This window comes from Pseudomonas sp. YA1, assembly GCF_058680555.1.
Genome location: NZ_JBZWBG010000007.1, coordinates 166,481 through 186,100, shown reverse-complemented (window position 1 = coordinate 186,100; position 19,620 = coordinate 166,481). Strand labels below are relative to the sequence as shown.

Here is a 19,620-nt window from a genome sequence, read left to right as displayed (position 1 = left end):
GGCAGGCGCCATGCGCCTGCCCCGTTCGCATGAGCGCTCCCACGATGTCCACGCACCTCGCCGATCGCTACAACCAGGCCTGGCTGTTCGCCGCCCGCGCCCACCGCAACCAGACCCTCAGCGGCTCGCCGCTGCCTTATCTGGTGCACCTGGGCATGGTCGCCAACGAGCTGCTGGCCGCCGATCGCGACGGTGCCATCGAACGGCTCGGGGAAACCCTGCAGATCGCGGTCCTGCACGACACCCTGGAAGACACGGCGACCTCACCCGAGGAGCTGCGGCAACAGTTCGGCGAGTTCGTCTGTGCCGGCGTGCAGGCCCTGAGCAAGCGCGTCGGCGACGGTCCCAAGCGTTCCCTCGACGACTATCTCCAGGCGCTTGCCGAGGGCCCGGCGCAGTACGCCCTGGTCAAGCTGTGCGACCGCATCACCAACCTGCAGCCACCGCCGCAGACCTGGAACCAGGACAAGATCGCGAACTACCACCAGGAGTCGCAGCTGATACTCGCTCGCCTCGGCCATGCCCACGCCGCGACGGCCCGACGCCTGCGGGAAAAAATCGAGCACTACCGCCAGTACTACTGAAGTACCCGGCGCTAGTCGGAATCAACAAGAAGAGGCGCGGCCGTGGTCGCGTCCAAGGAACCGATCATGAGTCAGAGCGAACGCCGTTTCAGCTTCGAGTTCTTCCCGGCGAAGACCGAGGCCGGCCATGAAAAGCTGTTGGCCACCGCCCGCAACCTGGCGGGCTACAAGCCCGACTTCTTCTCCTGCACCTACGGCGCCGGCGGATCCACCCGCGACCGCACGTTGAGCACCGTGCTGCAACTGGACGGCGAAGTGAAGGTGCCGACCGCGCCGCACCTGTCCTGTGTCGGCGACTCGAAAGCCGAGTTGCGCGAACTGCTCGGCCGCTACCGCGAGGCCGGTATCCGCCGCATCGTCGCCCTGCGCGGCGACCTGCCGTCGGGCATGGGCATGGCCAGCGGCGAACTGCGCTACGCCAACGAACTGGTGGACTTCATCCGCACCGAGACCGGCGACCACTTCCACATCGAGGTCGCCGCCTATCCGGAAGTCCACCCCCAGGCGCGCAGCTTCGAGGATGACCTGGCGAACTTCGTGCGCAAGGTGAAGGCCGGCGCCAGCAGCGCCATCACCCAGTACTTCTTCAACGCCGATGCCTATTTCTACTTCGTCGAGCGGGTCGCCAAGCTCGGCGTGGACATCCCGGTGGTCCCCGGCATCATGCCGATCACCAACTACTCCAAGCTGGCGCGCTTCTCCGACGCCTGCGGCGCCGAACTGCCGCGCTGGATCCGCAAGCAACTGGAAGCCTACGGCGACGACAGCCGCAGCATCCAGGCCTTCGGCGAGCAGGTCATCAGCGAGATGTGCGAACGCCTGCTGGAGGGCGGCGCACCGGGACTGCATTTCTATACTTTGAACCAGGCCGATCCGAGCCTGGCGATCTGGAAGAATCTCCAGCTGCCACGCTGATACCGCCCACGCGGTTCGGCCCGGCAGCGTATACCGGCAGGGAAGCCTCTCACGCGATCCACGACAGACATGGCCAACTCACGCAAGCATCTGATCTACCTGGTCTACGGGCGACAGACCTACCACCAGGAAGCCCTGTTCAGCATTGCCAGCGCCTTCGCCCACCTCCGCGACGGGGCGGCGCATGGCCTGACGGTCAGGGTCTATACCGACGACCCCAGTCCCTACGCCGGCCTGCCGGTGCAGGTCCGCGAAGTGACGGCCGAGGAGCTGGTCGCCTGGTGCCAACCGCACGGCTATCACTTCCGCGCCAAGCACGTGGCCCTGCGCGACGCCCTGGAAGACGCCGACCAGGCATTGCTGATCGACACCGATACCTTCTTCCACAGTTCGCCCCTGCGCCTGTTCGACCGCATCCAGCCCGGCAGCCTGCTGTGCAACGCGATCGGCGCGCGCTATGGCGAACACCGTAACTTCCCGCTCTACCGCGACCTCTCGCCCTACCTGTTCGAGCGCGGCTGGGCCGACGACGAGATGCACCAGCTCAACTCCGGCGTCATCGGCCTGCCTCGGGAAGAGGCGAAAATACTCGACCGTTCGTTGGAATTAATGGATGAACTCTATCCAATTGCCAACGGTGCCTATACTCTTGAGGAATTCGTCCTGGCCGTCGCCGCCCACAAGCGGCTGGAGCTGGTGGGTTGTACCGACCTGATCCACCATTACTGGAGCCGGAAACAGCTGTTCCGCGCGAAGATCCAGGCCTGGTTGTGCAAGCACGGTTCCTCCCTTCTCAGCGCTGCAGCCCTCGACGACACCCTCAAGGTGACCGATCGACTGCCACGCCCACCGCGTGCCAAGCGTCTGCTGTACAAGCTGGGAACCCTGCCGTTGCCGGCTCCGATGCGCCAGTTCAGTATCGAACTGCTCTACGGTTGCCACGAATACAGTAACGAGTTCGACCGGGCCTGCGGCCCCGTCTGGTGGGAGAAAGCCGCGACCAATGCCATCGAACGCTATCCGCAGGAACCGATTGCGGAACAAATCGAGGATTGGCTGAATCACAGTTTGCTGCGCAACCTCCTTGGCTCCCGGGCCAACGAGATCCGCCAGCATTTGCGCCAGCGTGACCTGCTCTGACCGCAGCCCTCCGTTGACGCTGCCCCCGGCCCCCCCACCCAGGGCCGGGAGCGAACCGGCCAGCGCCCCCGACCAGGTGCGCGGCCATGCCCGCGAGGGCACCCGTTCGACACCGGCCACCGAGCGCATACGCAGCGCCGCGGCCAGACCTTCCGCCCTGGCCGACAGGGCCCGAAGGTAGACAGGAGTTCGCAGAACTTGGTGATTTCACAGCAGCCGGCCTCGCCCCGGCCCATATAGGAAAACCCGCATGTCCTTTTCTTCCCTCGGACTCTCCGAGGCGCTTGCCCGCGCTGTGGAGGCTGCGGGCTACAGCCAGCCCACTCCCGTGCAACAGCGGGCGATTCCCGCCGTGTTGCAAGGTCGCGACCTGATGGTTGCGGCACAGACCGGCACCGGCAAGACCGGTGGTTTCGCCCTGCCGGTACTGGAGCGCCTGTTCCCCGCCGGTCATCCCGACCGCGAACACCGCCACGGCCCGCGCCAGGCGCGCGTGCTGGTACTGACCCCGACCCGTGAGCTGGCCGCCCAGGTGCATGACAGCTTCAAGGTCTACGCCCGCGACCTGCCGCTGAACAGCACCTGCATCTTCGGCGGGGTTGGCATGAACCCGCAGATCCAGGCCCTGGCCAAGGGCGTCGACGTACTCGTCGCCTGCCCCGGCCGCCTGCTCGACCTGGCCGGGCAGAACAAGGTCGACCTGTCCCACGTGGAAATCCTCGTCCTCGACGAGGCCGACCGCATGCTCGACATGGGCTTCATCCACGATGTGAAGAAGGTTCTCGCCAAGCTGCCGCCCAAGCGCCAGAACCTGCTGTTCTCGGCAACCTTCTCGAAAGACATCGTCGACCTCGCCAACAAGCTCCTGCACAACCCGGAACGCATCGAGGTAACGCCGCCGAACACCACGGTCGAGCGCATCGAGCAACGCGTGTTCCGCCTGCCGGCGCCGCAGAAGCGCGCCCTGCTGGCGCACCTGGTGACCGTCGGCGCCTGGGAACAGGTGCTGGTCTTCACCCGTACCAAGCACGGCGCCAACCGTCTCGCCGAGTACCTGACCAAGCACGGCCTGCCGGCCGCCGCGATCCATGGCAACAAGAGCCAGAACGCGCGGACCAAGGCGCTGGCCGACTTCAAGGCCAACGACGTGCGCATCCTGGTGGCGACCGACATCGCCGCCCGCGGCCTGGATATCGACCAGTTGCCCCATGTGGTCAACTACGAGCTGCCCAACGTCGAGGAAGACTACGTCCACCGCATCGGCCGTACCGGCCGCGCCGGACGCAGCGGCGAGGCGATCTCGCTGGTGGCGCCGGACGAAGAGAAGCTGCTCAAGGCCATCGAGAAGATGACCAGACAGCGTATTCCCGATGGCGATGCCCAGGGTTTCGACCCCGAGGCCGTGCTGCCCGAGGTGGCCCAGCCGGAGCCCCGCGAGGCGCCGCAGAAGCAGCCGCGCCGCGACAAGGAACGGCGCAGCAGCCGCGAGCGCAAGCCGAAAGACGCCCAGGCGAGCAACCCCGACAGCAATGTCGCTGCGGCCCAGGACGGTACCGAGAAGCCGGCCGGCAAGCGCCGCCGTCGTGGTGGCAAGAACAAGGAAAACCGCGAGGCCGGCCAAGCGCAGCAGCCGCGGCAGAGCCGCGAAGCGCGTCCGGCCAAGCCCAATCGGCCGCCGGAAGTCGACGGTAATCGCGATCCGGAAGAGTTCCTCGACGACGACTTCGACAATTTCGGCAACCGCGCCGACTACGTCAGCCCCTACCAGGGTCAGGAAAACAAGGGACGCGGACGCCGCGGTGGCCAGCAGAAACCCCAGGGCGGCACCGGCCAGCAGGGTCGTGGCCAAGGCCAGGGCCAAGCTCGCGGCAAGAGCCAGGGCGCCGCTCAAGGCGGCGCTCGCGGTCAGGGTGCCGGCCAGGGCAAGGCGAAGAAACCGCGCGCCAGCAAGCCGCGCGGCCAGGGCCGCGAGAATGCCTCGCGGATGAGCGACGCTCCGCTGCGCGAGCCGTCCGAGTACGGCACCGGCAAGCAGCCGAGCCGCCAGCCGGTGGTGATCAACAAGCGCGACCTGGTGCGCATGGATCGCTTCCCCACCGCCGAGCAGCTCGACGAGCTGGAGCCGCGGCGCAAGGGCGAGCGCCCCGCACTGCTGACCCGCAACCGCTAAGGCCGAGCGGGTCCGTGACGCGGACCCGCCGACTTCCGCGAGGATAAAAAAACGCCGACCCTAGGGTCGGCGTTCTTGCATGGCGCGGAAGGCGATCAGGCCTGCGGATCTTCCTTCTTCGCGGTCTGCTGCTGGGTCACGGTCTGCTGGTTCCAGCCGCCGCCGAGGGCCTTGTACAGGTTGACCTCGCTGGTCAGCTGGTTGAGGCGATCGGTGATCAGTTGCTGCTGCGCGGTGAACAGCGAGCGTTGCGCGTCGAGCAGGGTCAGGTAGTTGTCCACCCCCGTGCGGTAGCGCTTGTCGGCGAGCTGGTAGTACTCGTCGCTGGCCTTGACCAGATCGCGCTGTGCCTGCAACTGCTCGGTGAAGGTACCGCGCGCGGCCAGGCCGTCGGCGACTTCCTGGAAGGCGGTCTGGATCGCCTTCTCGTACTGCGCGACGTTGATGTCCTTCTGGATCTTCGCGTAGTCCAGGCTGGCACGCAGGCTGCCGGCGGTGAAGATCGGCAGGTTGATCGACGGCTGGAACAACCAGGAACCCGAACCGGCGTCGAACAGGCCGGACAGTTGGCGGCTCATGGTGCCGGCGTTGGCGGTCAGGCTGATGCTCGGGAAGAACGCCGCGCGCGCGGCGCCGATGCTGGCGTTGGCGGCCATGAGCTGGTGCTCGGCCTCGAGGATGTCCGGGCGCCGTTGCAGCAGGTCCGACGGCAGGCCCGCCGGCACTTCGGTCAGCAGGGTCTGGTCCAGGCCCAGGCCTTGCGGCAGGTTCGCCGGGATCCCGGAACCCAGCAGCAGGACCAGCGCATTCTGGTCCTGGGCTACCAGGCGGGTGTACTGCGCCAGGGTCGCGCGGGCGCCTTCCACGGCGGTCTGCGCCTGGCGCAGGTCGAGCGCGGAGGCGACGCCGACGTCGTAGCTGCGCTGGGTCAGGTCGAAACTCTTCTGGTAGGTGCCCAGGGTGTCCTTGGTCAGCTGCAACTGCGCCTGGTCGGCCTTCAGCGTCAGGTAGGCGGTCGCCACGCTGGCCACCAGGGTGGTCTGCGCGCTGCGCTGCGCCTGTTCGGTCGCCAGGTACTGCTCCAGGGCCTGGTCGCGCAAGCTGCGCAGGCGGCCGAAGAGATCGAGTTCCCAGGCGGTAGTGCCCAGGGTCACCCCGTACTGGCTGGAAATCGCCGGACTGCCGGTGGTCGACAGGTCGCCCGGCAAACGCTGGCGGGTGCCGCTACCGTCCACGCCGATCCGCGGGAACAGGTCGGCCCGCTGGATGCGGTACTGCGCCCGGAAGGCCTCGACGTTCAACGCGGCGACCCGCAGGTCGCGGTTGTTTTCCAGCGCCACGCCGATCAGTTGCTGCAACTGCGGGTCGCGGAAGAACTCGCGCCAGCCGATGTCGGCGGCCGGAACGGCCGCCGCGCCGGTGTTCTGCCCGTAGGCCTGCCCTTGCGGGTAGGCCGCGGCTACCGGCGCCTCGGGGCGCTGGTAGTCGGGAATCAGCGAGCAGCCGGACAGAACGACAGCGGCTACCGCCAGGGAAAGGAAGGACCTTTTCATATCATTGCCCCTTTTCGGCCTCAGCCTGCTGCTTGGACGCCTCGTCCTTGAACAGCGTGCTGACCGCCACGTAGAACAGCGGTACCCAGAAGATCGCCAGGACGGTCGCAGTGACCATGCCGCCGATCACGCCGGTACCGATCGCATGCTGGCTGCCCGAGCCGGCGCCGGTGGAGATCGCCAGCGGAACCACACCGAGGATGAACGCCAGGGAGGTCATCACGATCGGCCGCAGACGCATGCGGCAGGCCTCGATGGCCGCCTCGACGATGCCCTTGCCCTGCTCGTGCAGCTCCTTGGCGAACTCCACGATGAGGATGGCGTTCTTCGCCGACAGGCCGATGGTCGTCAACAGGCCCACCTGGAAGAACACGTCGTTGGACAGGCCGCGCATGGACGTCGCCAGCAGCGCGCCGATCACGCCCAACGGCACCACCAGCATCACCGAGAACGGAATCGACCAGCTTTCGTACAGGGCCGCCAGGCAGAGGAACACCACCAGCAGCGACAGCGCATACAGCGCCGGCGCCTGCGAGCCGGACAAGCGCTCCTCGTAGGACAGGCCGGTCCAGGAGTAGCCAACGCCTTTCGGCAATTGCTTGACGATCTCCTCGACCGCCGCCATGGCGTCACCGGAACTCAGGCCGGGCGCCGGCTCGCCGAGGATCTCCATCGCCGGCACGCCATTGTAGCGCTCCAGCTTCGGCGAACCGTATTCCCACTTGCCGGTGGCGAAGGCGTTGAACGGCACCATCTCGCCCTTGTCGTTGCGCACGTACCACTTGCTCAGGTCGTCCGGGTTCATCCGCGCGTCCGGCCTGCCCTGCAGGTAGACCCGCTTGACCCGGCCACGGTCGATGAAGTCGTTGACGTAGCTGGAACCCCAGGCGATGGACACGGTGCTGTTGATGTCGGCGAGGGACACGCCGAGGGCGCTGGCCTTCTCGTCGTCGATCTCCAGCTTGTACTGCGGTTCGTCGCTCATGCCGTTGGGGCGCACGCGTTGCAGCGCCGGGTTCTGCGCGGCGAGCATGAGGAACTTGTTGCGCGCCTGGAGCAGGACCTCGTGGCCGACGCCCGCCTGGTCCTGGAGGAACAGGTCGAAGCCGGTGGCGTTACCCAGTTCCAGTACCGACGGCGGCGCGAAGGCGAACACCATCGCGTCCTTGAAGCTGAAGAAGTGCATCTGCGCGCGCTTGGCCAGCTCGAACACGCTGTTCTCGCCACCGGGACGCTCTTCCCAGGGCTTGAGCATGATGAACGCCATGCCCGAACTCTGGCCGCGGCCGGCGAAGTTGAAGCCGGTCACGGTGAACACCGAGCTGACCGAAGAGCTTTCCTTCTCCAGCAGGTATTCGCGCATCGAGTCCACCACCACCTGGGTACGCTCGGCGCTGGAGCCCGGCGGGGTCTGTACCTGGGCGAACAGTACGCCCTGGTCCTCGTCGGGGAGGAACGCGGTGGGAATGCGGGTGAACATCCAGATCATCCCGGCCACGATCACCACGTAGATCAGCAGGTACGGCGCGCGATGCTTGAGGATCGACGCCACGCCACGCTCGTAGCCGTGGGTGGTGGAAAGGAACATCCGGTTGAACCAGCCGAAGAAGCCGCCCTTGTGCTCGCCATGGTCGCCTTTCTCGATCGGCTTGAGCATGGTCGCGCAGAGCGCCGGGGTGAGGATCAGCGCCACGATCACCGAGAGGGCCATGGCCGACACGATGGTGATGGAGAACTGCCGGTAGATCACCCCGGTGGAGCCGCCGAAGAACGCCATCGGCAGGAATACCGCCGAGAGCACCATGGCGATACCGACCAGCGCGCCCTGGATCTGGCCCATGGACTTGCGCGCCGCCTCCCTTGGCGACAGGCCTTCCTCGGCCATCACCCGCTCGACGTTCTCCACCACCACGATGGCGTCGTCCACCAGCAAGCCGATGGCCAGCACCATGCCGAACATGGTCAGGGTGTTGATCGAGAAGCCGAACGCGGCGAGCACGCCGAAGGTCCCCAGCAGCACCACCGGTACGGCGATGGTCGGGATCAGCGTGGCGCGGAAGTTCTGCAGGAACAGGTACATCACCAGGAACACGAGGAGGATCGCCTCGCCGAGGGTCTTCACTACCTCATGGATCGAGGCCGAGACCACCGGGGTGGTGTCGTACGGGTAGACCACCTTCATGCCCTGCGGCATGAACGGTTCCAGGTTGGCGATGGTCTGGCGGATCGCCTTGGCGGTATCCAGCGCGTTGGCGCCGGTGGCCAGCTTGATCGCGATACCGGACGCCGGGCTGCCGTTGAACTGCGCGTTGATGCTGTAGTCCTGGCCGCCCAGGCCGACATCGGCGACGTCCTTCAGGCGCACCTGGGAACCGTCGGGATTGACCTTGAGCAGGATGTTCTCGAATTGCTCCGCGGTCTGCAGGCGGGTCTTGCCGATGATGGTGGCGTTGAGCTGCTGGCCCTTGACCGCCGGCAAGCCGCCGAGCTGGCCGGAGGAGATCTGCACGTTCTGCGCCTGGATCGCGCTGCTCACGTCGCCCGGGGTCAGTTGGTAGCTGTTCAGCTTGGCCGGGTCGAGCCAGACGCGCATCGAGTACTGCGAACCGAACACCTGGAAGTCACCGACGCCCTTGGTCCGCGACAGCGGGTCCTGGATGTTGGAAACGATGTAGTTCGACAGGTCTTCCTTGGTCATGCTGCCGTCGGTGGAAACCACACCGACCACCATGAGGAAGTTCTTCACCGCCTTGGTCACCCGGATCCCCTGGCGCTGCACTTCCTGCGGCAGCAGCGGGGTGGCCAGTTGCAGCTTGTTCTGCACCTGAACCTGGGCGATGTCGGGGTCGGTGCCCTGTTCGAAGGTCACGGTGATGGTCATGCTGCCGTCGGAGTTACTCTCCGAGGAGATGTAGCGCAGATTGTCGATCCCGTTCATCTGCTGCTCGATCACCTGGACCACGGTGTCCTGCACCGTCTCGGCCGAGGCGCCCGGGTAGCTCACCTGCACGGCGATGGCCGGCGGGGCGATGGCCGGGTACTGGTTGACCGGCAGACTGAGGATCGACAGGCCGCCCGCGAGCATGATCACCAAGGCGATCACCCACGCGAAAATGGGCCTATCAATGAAAAACTTCGACATTACGAATCCCCTTGATCAGCCCTTGCTGTCGGTTTTCGCCGGAGCGGCGTCGGCCTTCTGCGCGGACGCGACGTTCTTCGCCGGCACGGTCTTCACCTCGACACCCGGCTGCACGAACTGCAGGCCTTCGGTAATGATCTTGTCGCCGGCGTTCAGGCCTTCGGTGACCAGCCACTTGTCGCCGATCACCCGGTCGGCCTTGATCACCCGCAGCTCCACCTTGTTCTGCGCGTTCACCACCAGCGCGGTAGCCTGGCCCTTGAGGTCGCGGGTCACGCCTTGCTGCGGAGCGAGGATGGCCTTCTGCTTGACGCCTTCCTGCAACTGCGCGTGAACGAACATGCCGGGCAGCAGCTCGTTGCTCGGGTTGGGGAATACCGCGCGGATGGTGACCGAGCCGGTGCCTTCGTCGACGGAAACCTCGGAGAATTCGAGGCGGCCTTCCAGCGGGTATTGGCTACCGTCCTCCAGCTTCAGGGAGACCTTCGCCGCGTTGTCGCCGGCGCGCTCCAGCTGGCCGCTGGCCAGCTCGCGGCGCAGGCGCAGCAGGGCGGTGGACGGCTGGGTGACGTCGACGTAGATCGGGTCGAGCTGTTGCACGGTGGCCATCGCGTTGGCCTGGCCGTTGGTCACCAGGGCGCCTTCGGTCACCGCGGAACGGCCGATGCGGCCGGAGATCGGCGACAGCACCTTGGTGTAGCGCAGGTTGATCCGCGCCTGTTCCACCGCCGCCTTGGACTGCAGGTAGGCGGCATTGGCGTCGGCGTACTGCTGCTTGCTCACGGCCTGGTCGGCGACCAGCAGCTTGTAGCGCTGGGCCTGCTCCTGGGTCGAGGCCAGGTTGGCCTGGGCGCTCTGGTAGTCGGCCTCGTAGGTGGCGGGGTCGATCTGGTAGAGCTGCTGCCCGGCCTTGACGTCGCTGCCTTCCTTGAACAGGCGCTTGAGGATGATGCCGTTCACCTGGGGACGCACCTCGGCGATGCGGAACGCATTGGTCCGGCCCGGCAGCTCGGTATTCAGGGTCACCGTCTGCGCTTCCAGGGTCACGATCCCGACCTCCGGCGTTTGCGCCGGCGGCGGCGCCTCGCTTTTTCCGCACCCGGAAAGGGCCGAAATCGCGACCAGCAGGGCCGGAACCAGTACACGCATGGCTGGCGTTCGTTGCATAGCGTTGTCCTCATGAGCGAAAGCGGCCGATGCAGCGTGAAGGCGCCGCACCGGCTCGAAGAAGGCAGGCAAAATACTTACATTCATAGGTGTTTGTAAACGTCCGAAAGCCTCGCGTGAAAACACCTGAAACGTTTTAGCTCGTTGGCCGGTTATCCACCCGGCGCCATGGCCCATATTCAGAACCTGAAACAAGGTTGATAAGGTCAACTAAAATAAGCAAAATAGTTGACTGGATCAACCACATTTACATTAGGTTTACTCGGCCAGACCAATGAACTACCCCGTCAACCCCGACCTGATGCCTGCGCTGATGGCGGTCTTCCAGCATGTGCGGACGCGCATCCAGAGCGAGCTCGATTGCCAGCGGCTCGACCTGACCCCGCCCGACGTCCATGTATTGAAGCTTATCGACGAACAACGCGGGCTGAACCTGCAGGACCTGGGACGCCAGATGTGCCGCGACAAGGCACTGATCACCCGAAAGATCCGCGAGCTGGAGGGAAGAAACCTGGTCCGCCGCGAGCGCAACCCCAGTGACCAGCGCAGCTTCCAGCTCTTCCTCACCGACGAGGGGCTGGCCATCCACCAGCATGCGGAAGCCATCATGTCACGCGTGCATGACGAGTTGTTTGCCCCGCTCACCCCGGAGGAACAAGCCACCCTGGTGCATCTCCTCGACCAATGCCTGGCCGCGCAACCGCTTGAGGATATTTAAGAACATTCTTTTCGAAGCACAATGAAAAACGCCGGCGATCGCCGGCGTTTTCCGTTTCAGGTATCCGCTTACTGGCGAATGCCTTCGACGGAGAGCAGCAGCTCGACTTCCTGGGATGCCGGGCCGAGGTCCATCTTGATGCCGAAGTCTTTCAGCTTCAGGGTGGCGCTGCCTTCGAAGCCGGCACGGTAGCCGCCCCACGGGTCGTCGCCCTGGCCGATCAGCTTGGCCTTGATGGTGACCGGCTTGGTCACGCCGTTCAGGGTCAGGTTGCCGGTGATGTCGGCGCTGTCGCCGTTGGCCTTCACTTCGGTGGATTCGAAGGTAGCGGTCGGGTTCTTGCTGACGTTGAGGAAATCACCGCTGCGCAGGTGCTTGTCACGCTCGGCATGGTTGGTGTCCACGCTGTTGGTGTTGATGGTCACCTTGACCTTGTCGGCCGACGGGTTCTTCTCGTCGAAGGTGAAGTTGCCGTCGAAGTCGTTGAAGCGACCGTACAGCCAGCTATAGCCCAGGTGCTTGATGCGGAACTCGATGAAGGCGTGCTGGCCTTCCTTGTCGATCTTGTAGTCCGCGGCCATTGCCTGGCCGGCGGTGAACAGTGCGGAGCCGAGCGCCAGCGCGGCAAGGGTCTTCTTCAGCATGGACATTCTCCTTAACGTGGTTGTTGATCATTCGACGAGCGACCGAGCATGCGCTTTAGGGTCGGGTCGCGGTCGACGAAGTGATGCTTGAGGGCGGCCAGGGCATGGAGGACGGCGAAGACCACCAGCGCCCAGGCCAGGTAGAGATGGATTTCACCCGCGACGTCCGCCTGGTCGGGCAGCCCGCTGAGGGTTGCCGGCACGGAGAACCAGCCGAACACGCTGATCGGTTCGCCGTCGGCGGTGGAAATCAGGTAGCCCGCGACGATCACCGCCAGCAGCAGCCCGTACAGCGCGAGGTGGCCAAGCTTGCTCGCTACCCGTGTGAGCGGACCGTGGTTGGCCGGCGCCGGCGGCGGCGGGCTGACGAAACGCCAGACGATCCGCACCAGCAGGGCAATGGCCAGCAGGATGCCGATGCTTTTATGCAGCGCCGGCGCGGGGTGGTACCAGGGGTCGTAATAGCTCAGTTCGCGCATCCACAGGCCCAGGCCGAACAAGCCAAAGACCACCAGCGCGCTGCCCCAGTGCAGGAACAAGCTGAATACGCCGTAACGGGATGAGGTATTGCGCCACTGCATGAAAAACTTCCTTGAAAAGCGAAGCCTCAAGACTAGCGGCAAATCCATCGAGTTAAAGCAGAAAATTCTGCTTTGAAACATCGATTCACAAGATAGGTTCGCAGGCTAAGAAAAAACCCTGGATTGCGCTGCGAACCGGGAAGCGCAAGGCGCCGGAGCTTCCGGCGCCGGCGAAGGGGATCAATCGAACAGGCGGGTGAACCAGGCGAACGGGTTCTTCTTCTCGCCGCCGGTCGTCGGTGCGGCTACCTTCTCGGCCTTCGCCACCATCGGCGCGCCCTCGATCACCGGAGTCTTGCCGGCGTACAGGTCGCGCACCTGGCTGGCGGCGCGCTTGCCGCTGCGCAGCGCCCCCTCGATGGTGCCGGGGTACAGCGCATCGGTGTGCTCGCCGGCGAAGGCGACCCGCGACAGCGGCTGTTCCCAGATCCGCCAGAAGCGCGTCACCTGGCCCGGACCGTAGGCCAGGTAGGAACCGCCGGTGCCCGGGTCGGCGCTGTAGCGACGAATTTCGTAGCCGGCGAAGGCACCGCGCATCTTCGGATAGAACTTATTCATGCGGATCAGCACCTGGTCGACCATCTGCCGGTCGCCGAAAGCCTGTAGCACGCGGGCGTTGTCGCCGGACAGGTTGATCAGCACGTTGGCGCCGCCTTTCAGCGCCGGCTCGACCCAGATCATGCCCAGGCCCTGGTCGCTGAAGATCTCGCCGGAGAGGCGCGACTTGTCGTCCCACACCGGGCGCTTGAACTTCAGCAGGATCTGGTCGCGCCAGCCATAGTTGGTGCCCTTCAGCGCGGACATCTGGGTACCGCTCAGGGACGGGGTCATCTGGATCTGGCCGAGCGCCTTCAGCGGCACGGCGAGAACCACGTAGTCGGCCTTGTAGGTCTCGCTGCCGGCCTTGACGGCGACGCCGTCCTTGGCCTGGACGATGCTCGACACCTTGGATTTGGTCTTGATCGTCTTGATCTGCTTGACGAAGGCTTCCGCCAGCACCTGGCTGCCGCCGGGCAGGCGCGCCGCGCGCAGGTCGCGGTCATCGACGCCACGGTAGGCGCGGCCCTGCTGGGCGAGGTAGAGCAGCGACAGGCGCGACGGTTCGTCGTAGCGCGAGCGGATACGCTGGTTGACCAGCAGGCGCGCGGTCGGCGACAGGTTCAGCTTGTCCAGCCAGCGCGCGGCGTTCATCTGGTCGAGGGCGAACAGGGTATTGCTCGAGGCGGGGTTGAGCGGATCGGAGATCGATGCCGAGAGATCGTCCAGGGTCGACTCGAAGCGCTTGAGGTCGGCGGCGACGTTCGGCTGCTTGAGCGCGAGATCGCTGCTGCTGTAGTACAGGCCGTCGATCAGGTAGCTGGGGGTGCGGACGAAGTCCGGCGCCGGCACCGGCTTCAGCTTGAAGGTGTCCAGGTAGGCATTGAGCGTGGGCTGGACCTTCTGGTTGCCGACCCATTCGCTGGTGGCCAGGCCGGAACGCCCGCCCACCTGCGGCCGCGCCTCGAGCACCGTGACCTGCCAGCCGTCCTTCTGCAATTCGTAGGCCGCGCTCAGGCCTGCCAGGCCCGCGCCGACGACGATCGCCGTAGGCTGTTTATCCTTGCCCAGCGCCACCGCGCTGAACACCCCCAACATGAGAAACGCCGCGGCGCGCAGCCACCTTAACGACATACCGGACTCCCCAGAAAAAAAGCAAAGACGCAACGGCGCGCAGCATACGCCAGAGCCGTTTGGGCCACCATAGGAGTCCGTCGGCGGCTGCTGTCGGATGTGTCCCAACCCACCGGGTTGTTCATCTCACCCCCATTGCATAGGCTTTGCCGATCGATCCGAGGAGACAGCCCATGGGCCTTAACGCCGACTGGATGCAGCGCGACCTGAACGTACTCTGGCATCCCTGTACCCAGATGAAAGACCACGAACGCCTACCGGTGATCCCGATCCGCCGCGGCGAAGGCGTCTGGCTGGAGGATTTCGAAGGCAAGCGCTACATCGACGCGGTCAGTTCCTGGTGGGTCAATGTGTTCGGTCACGCCAACCCGCGCATCAACCAGCGTATCAAGGACCAGGTCGACCAGTTGGAGCACGTGATCCTCGCCGGATTCAGCCACCAGCCGGTGATCGAGCTGTCGGAGCGACTGGTGAAGATCACCCCGCCGGGGCTCGACCGGGTGTTCTACGCCGACAGCGGCTCGGCGGGCATCGAGGTCGCGCTGAAGATGAGCTACCACTTCTGGCTCAATAGCGGCAGGCCGCGCAAGAAGCGCTTCGTCACCCTGACCAACAGCTACCACGGCGAAACCATCGCGGCGATGTCGGTGGGCGACGTGGCGCTGTTCACCGAAACCTACAAGTCGCTGTTGCTGGACACCATCAAGGTGCCCAGCCCGGACTGCTTCCTGCGTCCGGACGGCATGTGCTGGGAAGAACATTCGCGGAACATGTTCGCCCACATGGAGCGCACCCTGGCCGAAGGGCACGACGAGATCGCCGCGGTCATCGTCGAACCGCTGATCCAGGGCGCCGGCGGCATGCGCATGTACCACCCGGTCTACCTCAAGCTGCTGCGTGAAGCCTGCGACCGCTATGGCGTGCACCTGATCCACGACGAGATCGCGGTGGGCTTCGGCCGCACCGGGACGATGTTCGCCTGCGAGCAGGCCGGCATCGCCCCGGATTTCCTCTGCCTGTCCAAGGCCCTCACCGGCGGCTACCTGCCGATGTCCGCGGTGCTGACCAGCGAGACCGTCTACCGGGGCTTCTACGACGACTACCAGACCCTGCGCGCCTTCCTCCACTCGCACACCTATACCGGCAACCCGCTGGCCTGCGCCGCCGCCCTGGCGACCCTGGACATCTTCGAGGAAGACAAGGTGATCGAGGCCAACCGCGCGCTGTCCACCCACATGGCCAGGGCCACCGCGCACCTGGCCGACCACCCGCATGTCGCCGAGGTGCGCCAGACCGGGATGGTCCTGGCCATCGAAATGGTCCAGGACAAGGCATCCAGGACGCCCTACCCCTGGCAGGAGCGCCGCGGCCTGAAGGTCTTCCAGCATGGCCTGGAGCGCGGCGCGCTGCTGCGCCCGCTGGGCAGCGTGGTGTATTTCCTGCCGCCCTACGTGATTACCCCGGAGCAGATCGACTTCCTCGCCGAGGTGGCCAGCGAAGGCATCGACATCGCCACCCGCGACGCGGTCAGCGTGGCGGTCAGCGACTTCCACCCGGACCACCGCGATCCGGGCTGAACGTCGCCGCCCCTTCGTCCCGAGGGGGCCGGTTCCAGCGCCCCGCGGCAGGCAGTAAACTGCGCGCCTGTCGCCACTACCCTCGAATCGCCATGCGCCTGTCCCGCTTCTTCGTCGACCAGCCCCTCGCCCTCGGCCAGCACGACCTGCCCGAGGCCCAGGCCCACTACATCGGCCGCGTGCTGCGGCACGCCACGGGCGACGCCGTGCAACTGTTCGACGGCAGCGGCCGGGAATACCTCGGCGAGCTGGTCGAGGTCGGCAAGAAGAATGTCCGCGTCGAACTCCGCGAGCAGTTCGCCGGCCAGCCCGACTCGCCCCTGCGTATCCACCTGGGGCAAGGCCTGTCGCGCGGCGAGCGGATGGACTGGGCGATCCAGAAGGCCACCGAGCTGGGGGTGGCGGAAATCACCCCGATCGTCAGCGAGCGTTGCGAAGTGCGCCTGAAGGACGAGCGCGCCGACAAGCGCCTGCAGCACTGGCGCCAGGTGGCGATCAGCGCCTGCGAGCAGTGCGGCCGTTCGAGCCTGCCGCTGATCCATCCGCCGCTGGCCCTGGAGGACTGGCTGCGCGGGCGGGACGATGAGCTCAGGCTGGTCCTGCACCCTGTGGCCGCCCCCCTGGCCAGCCATGCGCCGCCGTCGCGCCTGGCCTTCCTGGTGGGTCCCGAAGGCGGCCTGAGCGATGCCGAGGTGGAGCAGGCGAAGGCGGCCGGCTTCCACGCCGCGCGCCTCGGCCCGCGAGTGCTGCGCACCGAGACCGCGCCGGTGGTGGCGTTGGCGGTGGCCCAGCAACTCTGGGGCGACTTCGCCTGATATCTCTCCCGCCGCTTTACAACGGCGACAGCCAGTGAATACCGTTGCGCAACCCACTTCGCAACGGATCGCACGCATGGACACGCCCGTTACCTTCGATTGGAAGATCCGCCTGCCCGACGTGCTCGGCGTACTCCGCCGAGACTATGCCGGACGCTTCCCGCAGTTGGCCTCCGCCGCACTGGAGACGCTGCTGGAGCGCCTGCGCGACGACCTTCCCGAGGATTTCCTGCCAGCCCTCGGCCAGGAGCTGGAATCCCTCGGACTGGCGTTGGTGGAACGCCTGGACGAAGACGACAGCCTGAACCTGTACGTGGTCGGCGCCCCCCACAGCCGGCGCCTCCTCGATGCGCTCGCAGCGCAGGGCCACAACGCCCGCACGCTGCGCCAGGAAGACGCCCCCGAGGGCGCCCGGGCGGCCCTCCCCGCCGCCGCGCCGGCCGGCCTGGCGCCGGCTTCGGCCTACATTTGCCTCGAACACGCCGAGCACCTGGCGCCCGGCCTGGCCATCGCCCGCCTGCCGGGCGAGGACAGCCGCGACCTGCTGGACCTGCGCCAATGGCCCAGGCTGCAACGCCTGCCCGATGGCGCGGAGGAAACCCGGGGCGCGCTGCTCTGCCGGGCCAGTTCGGCGGACGGCCTGCACGCCTGGGTCAGGATGACCCGTTCGGGAAGCCCCTACGCCTGGCTGCAACGCTCCCGCGACCTCGCCTCGTTGACGCCCGAACTACCGCCCTTGCCGCTGCCGCCGGCGCAGTCGTTGCGCCAACGCCGCACCCCGGAACTTGCCATCGGCCTGGCCGGGGACGACCTGCTCCTGGCCGACCGCGGCCTGTTCTTCCTCTATCCGGGCTTCGCCCGGGGCAACGACGAACCGCGGTTGCTCTTCGAGGTGCCGCAAGCGCGGCGCTCCATCGAGAATCCGCCGGCGGTCTTCACCACTCCGGACCAGCGCGTCTGCCTGCTCTCCCGCGGGCAGTTCTTCGAATGGCGCGAGGCACGCATCCAGCCCCTGCCGTTCCCCGTCGGCAAGGATCTGCCCGCCGATCCGGCGCAGCCGACCTCGGCGGCACCCGGGACCATCGTCTGGCTGGAGCGTGAAACGCTCTGCGAAGGCCGGCTCGACAGCGGCGAGATCCGCAGCCACTCGCTGGACGGCCTGGCCGAAGGCCCCTACCTGAAGCTCCAGGCCCTGGACGGAGGCTGGCTGCTCCTGGCGCCGTGGCTGGAACCGCATCGCTCGCGGGACCTCGCCCAGCTCTGGCACCTCGAATCCGGCCGGGCGCTGCGCATCCGCTACGGCGAACTGGACCTGGAGGGCGGACTACAGCACTGGGCGGAGCTGCCCGACGGCCGGATCGTCGTCGGCGACCATGCCCGGCATGTCGACCTCGGCAGGTTCGAAAGCCTGCGCCAACGCCTGCTGCGGCGGCGCCTGGCGCCGGCCTGAGGCGCGGCTACAGCCCGCGCAGCGCCAGTCCCGCCAGGCCGAGCAGGAGCACGCCGCAACCGGCGTAGCTGACGCGGTGCCAGAACAGCGAGGTGTTGCGCCGCAGCCAGTCCACCAGCGCCGCGCAGCAAAAGCACCAGATCAGCGACGAGAGCATGAAACCGGCGAAGAACACCAGCGACTGCGCCTGGTTCGGCGTGCCGTCGACGATCCCCGCCAGGGCGCTGCCGAGGGCGCCCCAATAGACCACGTTCTTCGGGTTGGACAGGGAGATCGCCGCGCCGGCGCCGAAGGCGTTGCGCCCCTGCTCGCCGGCATCCTCCGCCGCCAGCGGCGGACTCCAGGCGTCGCGCAAGCCTTGCACGCCGAGCCAGGCCAGGTAGGCGGCACAGGCCAGGGTCAGGGGAATCCGCACCTGTTCGTAGCCCAGCAGCAGCGCCAGCCCGGTGAGCCCGAGCAGGGCCCAGACGGCATCGCCGATCAGCGACCCCAGTTGCACCAGCAAAGCCGGGCGGAAGCCGCCGGTCAAACCACGGCGCAGCGTTTCGCTGAACACCGCGCCAGGAGAAACATTGAAGGCGAAACCGAACAGCAAGGCGGCGAGGAAGATGGCGAGCATGGGACGACGACTCCGTGGGTGGGTCGTCGGATTATCCCGGCCGGCAGCGAAGCGGACTTGAACCGGATTGCGCAGTTCAGCCGCGCACAGCGCGCTGGTAGCGGCCCGGCGAAATGCCGTAGGCGCTGGTGAAGTAACGGGTCAGGTGGCTCTGGTCGGCGAAGCCCAGGGCGTGGGCCACCTCGCCCACCGCCAGGCCACGGCGCAACAGGCCGAGGGCGCGGCGGGTGCGCAGTTGCATGCTCCACTGGCGCGGGCTGAGCCCGGTGGCCTTCTTGAACGCCCGCAGCAGGTGGTATTTCGACAGGCCCACCTGCTCCGCCATCCCATCCAGGTCCGGCGGCTCGGCCAGGCGCTCGGCGAGCAGCGCCTGCAGGCGGGCGACAGCCGGGCGCCCAGGATCGGCCCTCTGCGGCAGGCGGGTGCCGCTCGCCGCCAGCAGGCGGCCGAGGAACTCCAGCAGGCGCTCCTCGCCCCGTTCGCGGGCGAAGCGGTCGCTGGCCAGCAAGGCTTCGATGCTGGCGGCCAACTCGCGGCCCAGCGCCGGACTGCGCAGCAGCGGGCGGTCGAACTCGACGGAGGAAAGATCCAGGCTGCTCGCCAGTTCGGCGGCAGGCAGATAGAGGCTGGCGAAGCGCCAGGGCTGGCCGTCGCGGACGCCGCCGCCCTGGATCTGCCCCGGGTTGTAGAGGGTCAGGTCGCCGCTGTCGGCCTGGAAGGTACGGCCATCCAGCCAGACATCTTCCAATCCGCAGAGGTTGGCGCTGATGACGAACTCGTCGTGGCTGTGCTTCTCGAAGCGGTGCCCGGCCAGGCTGGCGCTGGCGACCTCGAGGGAGGCGCCGATCCGCGCGTGCTGCAGGCCGGCCATGGA

At 66.6% G+C, this 19,620-nt stretch carries 16 protein-coding genes; 8 read left to right on the top strand and 8 right to left on the bottom strand.

All coding sequences use genetic code 11. From position 1 onward, the window contains the following. The first annotated feature begins 29 nt into the window (after nt 1-29). From AC4OR5_RS11920 to rhlE2, 4 genes are all read left to right on the top strand, one after another. A complete protein-coding gene (locus tag AC4OR5_RS11920) occupies nt 30-584 on the top strand; it encodes an HD domain-containing protein (RefSeq protein WP_003118822.1) in 555 nt (184 codons plus the stop codon). 66 nt (nt 585-650) lie between these two features. Further along, the gene (metF, locus tag AC4OR5_RS11915; protein WP_003084639.1) at nt 651-1,499 is read left to right on the top strand and encodes a methylenetetrahydrofolate reductase [NAD(P)H]; all 849 of its coding nucleotides are present in this window, start codon (nt 651-653) and stop codon (nt 1,497-1,499) included. A gap of 69 nt (nt 1,500-1,568) precedes the next feature. Further along, nucleotides 1,569-2,639, top strand: a complete 1,071-nt coding sequence (locus AC4OR5_RS11910; RefSeq protein ID WP_003084637.1) for a hypothetical protein — start codon at nt 1,569-1,571, stop codon at nt 2,637-2,639. A 250-nt stretch (nt 2,640-2,889) separates the two neighbouring features. Beyond that, complete coding sequence (gene rhlE2 / locus AC4OR5_RS11905; protein ID WP_003084635.1) at nt 2,890-4,809, top strand: RNA helicase RhlE2; 1,920 nt, start codon at nt 2,890-2,892, stop codon at nt 4,807-4,809. 95 nt (nt 4,810-4,904) lie between these two features. Here rhlE2 and oprM read toward each other — a convergent pair whose 3' ends face one another. The 3 genes from oprM to mexA are packed head-to-tail and all read right to left on the bottom strand — an operon-like array spanning nt 4,905 to nt 10,671. Beyond that, entirely contained in the window at nt 4,905-6,362 is a 1,458-nt protein-coding gene (oprM, locus tag AC4OR5_RS11900; RefSeq protein ID WP_003084633.1) for a multidrug efflux RND transporter outer membrane channel subunit OprM, read from the bottom strand. A gap of 1 nt (nt 6,363) precedes the next feature. After that, the gene (mexB, locus tag AC4OR5_RS11895) at nt 6,364-9,504 is read right to left on the bottom strand and encodes a multidrug efflux RND transporter permease subunit MexB (RefSeq protein ID WP_023126914.1); all 3,141 of its coding nucleotides are present in this window, start codon (nt 9,502-9,504) and stop codon (nt 6,364-6,366) included. A 15-nt stretch (nt 9,505-9,519) separates the two neighbouring features. Beyond that, nucleotides 9,520-10,671: a multidrug efflux RND transporter periplasmic adaptor subunit MexA gene (gene mexA, locus AC4OR5_RS11890; protein WP_058160887.1), complete on the bottom strand. Its 1,152-nt coding sequence runs from the start codon at nt 10,669-10,671 to the stop codon at nt 9,520-9,522. Nucleotides 10,672-10,945: 274 nt separating this feature from the next. On the opposite strand from mexA, the gene mexR reads away from it, so the two are divergent. Beyond that, complete coding sequence (gene mexR / locus AC4OR5_RS11885; RefSeq protein ID WP_004365054.1) at nt 10,946-11,389, top strand: effux pump transcriptional repressor MexR; 444 nt, start codon at nt 10,946-10,948, stop codon at nt 11,387-11,389. A gap of 68 nt (nt 11,390-11,457) precedes the next feature. On the opposite strand, the gene AC4OR5_RS11880 is transcribed toward mexR, so the two are convergent. The 3 genes from AC4OR5_RS11880 to AC4OR5_RS11870 form a co-directional block, all read right to left on the bottom strand. Further along, the gene (locus tag AC4OR5_RS11880; protein ID WP_058160885.1) at nt 11,458-12,033 is read right to left on the bottom strand and encodes a YceI family protein; all 576 of its coding nucleotides are present in this window, start codon (nt 12,031-12,033) and stop codon (nt 11,458-11,460) included. An 11-nt stretch (nt 12,034-12,044) separates the two neighbouring features. Further along, entirely contained in the window at nt 12,045-12,614 is a 570-nt protein-coding gene (locus tag AC4OR5_RS11875) for a cytochrome b (RefSeq protein ID WP_003106133.1), read from the bottom strand. A gap of 180 nt (nt 12,615-12,794) precedes the next feature. Next, nucleotides 12,795-14,285 (bottom strand): flavin monoamine oxidase family protein, encoded by a 1,491-nt coding sequence (locus tag AC4OR5_RS11870; protein ID WP_003118815.1) that lies wholly within the window; start codon nt 14,283-14,285, stop codon nt 12,795-12,797. A 173-nt stretch (nt 14,286-14,458) separates the two neighbouring features. On the opposite strand from AC4OR5_RS11870, the gene AC4OR5_RS11865 reads away from it, so the two are divergent. The 3 genes from AC4OR5_RS11865 (at nt 14,459) to AC4OR5_RS11855 (ending at nt 18,127) form a co-directional block, all read left to right on the top strand. Then, complete coding sequence (locus tag AC4OR5_RS11865; protein ID WP_003117900.1) at nt 14,459-15,862, top strand: adenosylmethionine--8-amino-7-oxononanoate transaminase; 1,404 nt, start codon at nt 14,459-14,461, stop codon at nt 15,860-15,862. A gap of 92 nt (nt 15,863-15,954) precedes the next feature. Beyond that, nucleotides 15,955-16,677, top strand: coding sequence for a 16S rRNA (uracil(1498)-N(3))-methyltransferase (locus AC4OR5_RS11860; protein WP_058143860.1), 723 nt, complete (start codon nt 15,955-15,957; stop codon nt 16,675-16,677). A 34-nt stretch (nt 16,678-16,711) separates the two neighbouring features. Then, nucleotides 16,712-18,127, top strand: coding sequence for a hypothetical protein (locus AC4OR5_RS11855; RefSeq protein ID WP_031639673.1), 1,416 nt, complete (start codon nt 16,712-16,714; stop codon nt 18,125-18,127). 7 nt (nt 18,128-18,134) lie between these two features. Here AC4OR5_RS11855 and AC4OR5_RS11850 read toward each other — a convergent pair whose 3' ends face one another. Both AC4OR5_RS11850 and AC4OR5_RS11845 read right to left on the bottom strand, forming a co-directional pair. Further along, the gene (locus tag AC4OR5_RS11850) at nt 18,135-18,746 is read right to left on the bottom strand and encodes a LysE family translocator (RefSeq protein WP_003084610.1); all 612 of its coding nucleotides are present in this window, start codon (nt 18,744-18,746) and stop codon (nt 18,135-18,137) included. Nucleotides 18,747-18,822: 76 nt separating this feature from the next. After that, a complete protein-coding gene (locus tag AC4OR5_RS11845) occupies nt 18,823-19,617 on the bottom strand; it encodes an AraC family transcriptional regulator (protein WP_003111539.1) in 795 nt (264 codons plus the stop codon). Nucleotides 19,618-19,620 lie beyond the last annotated feature (3 nt).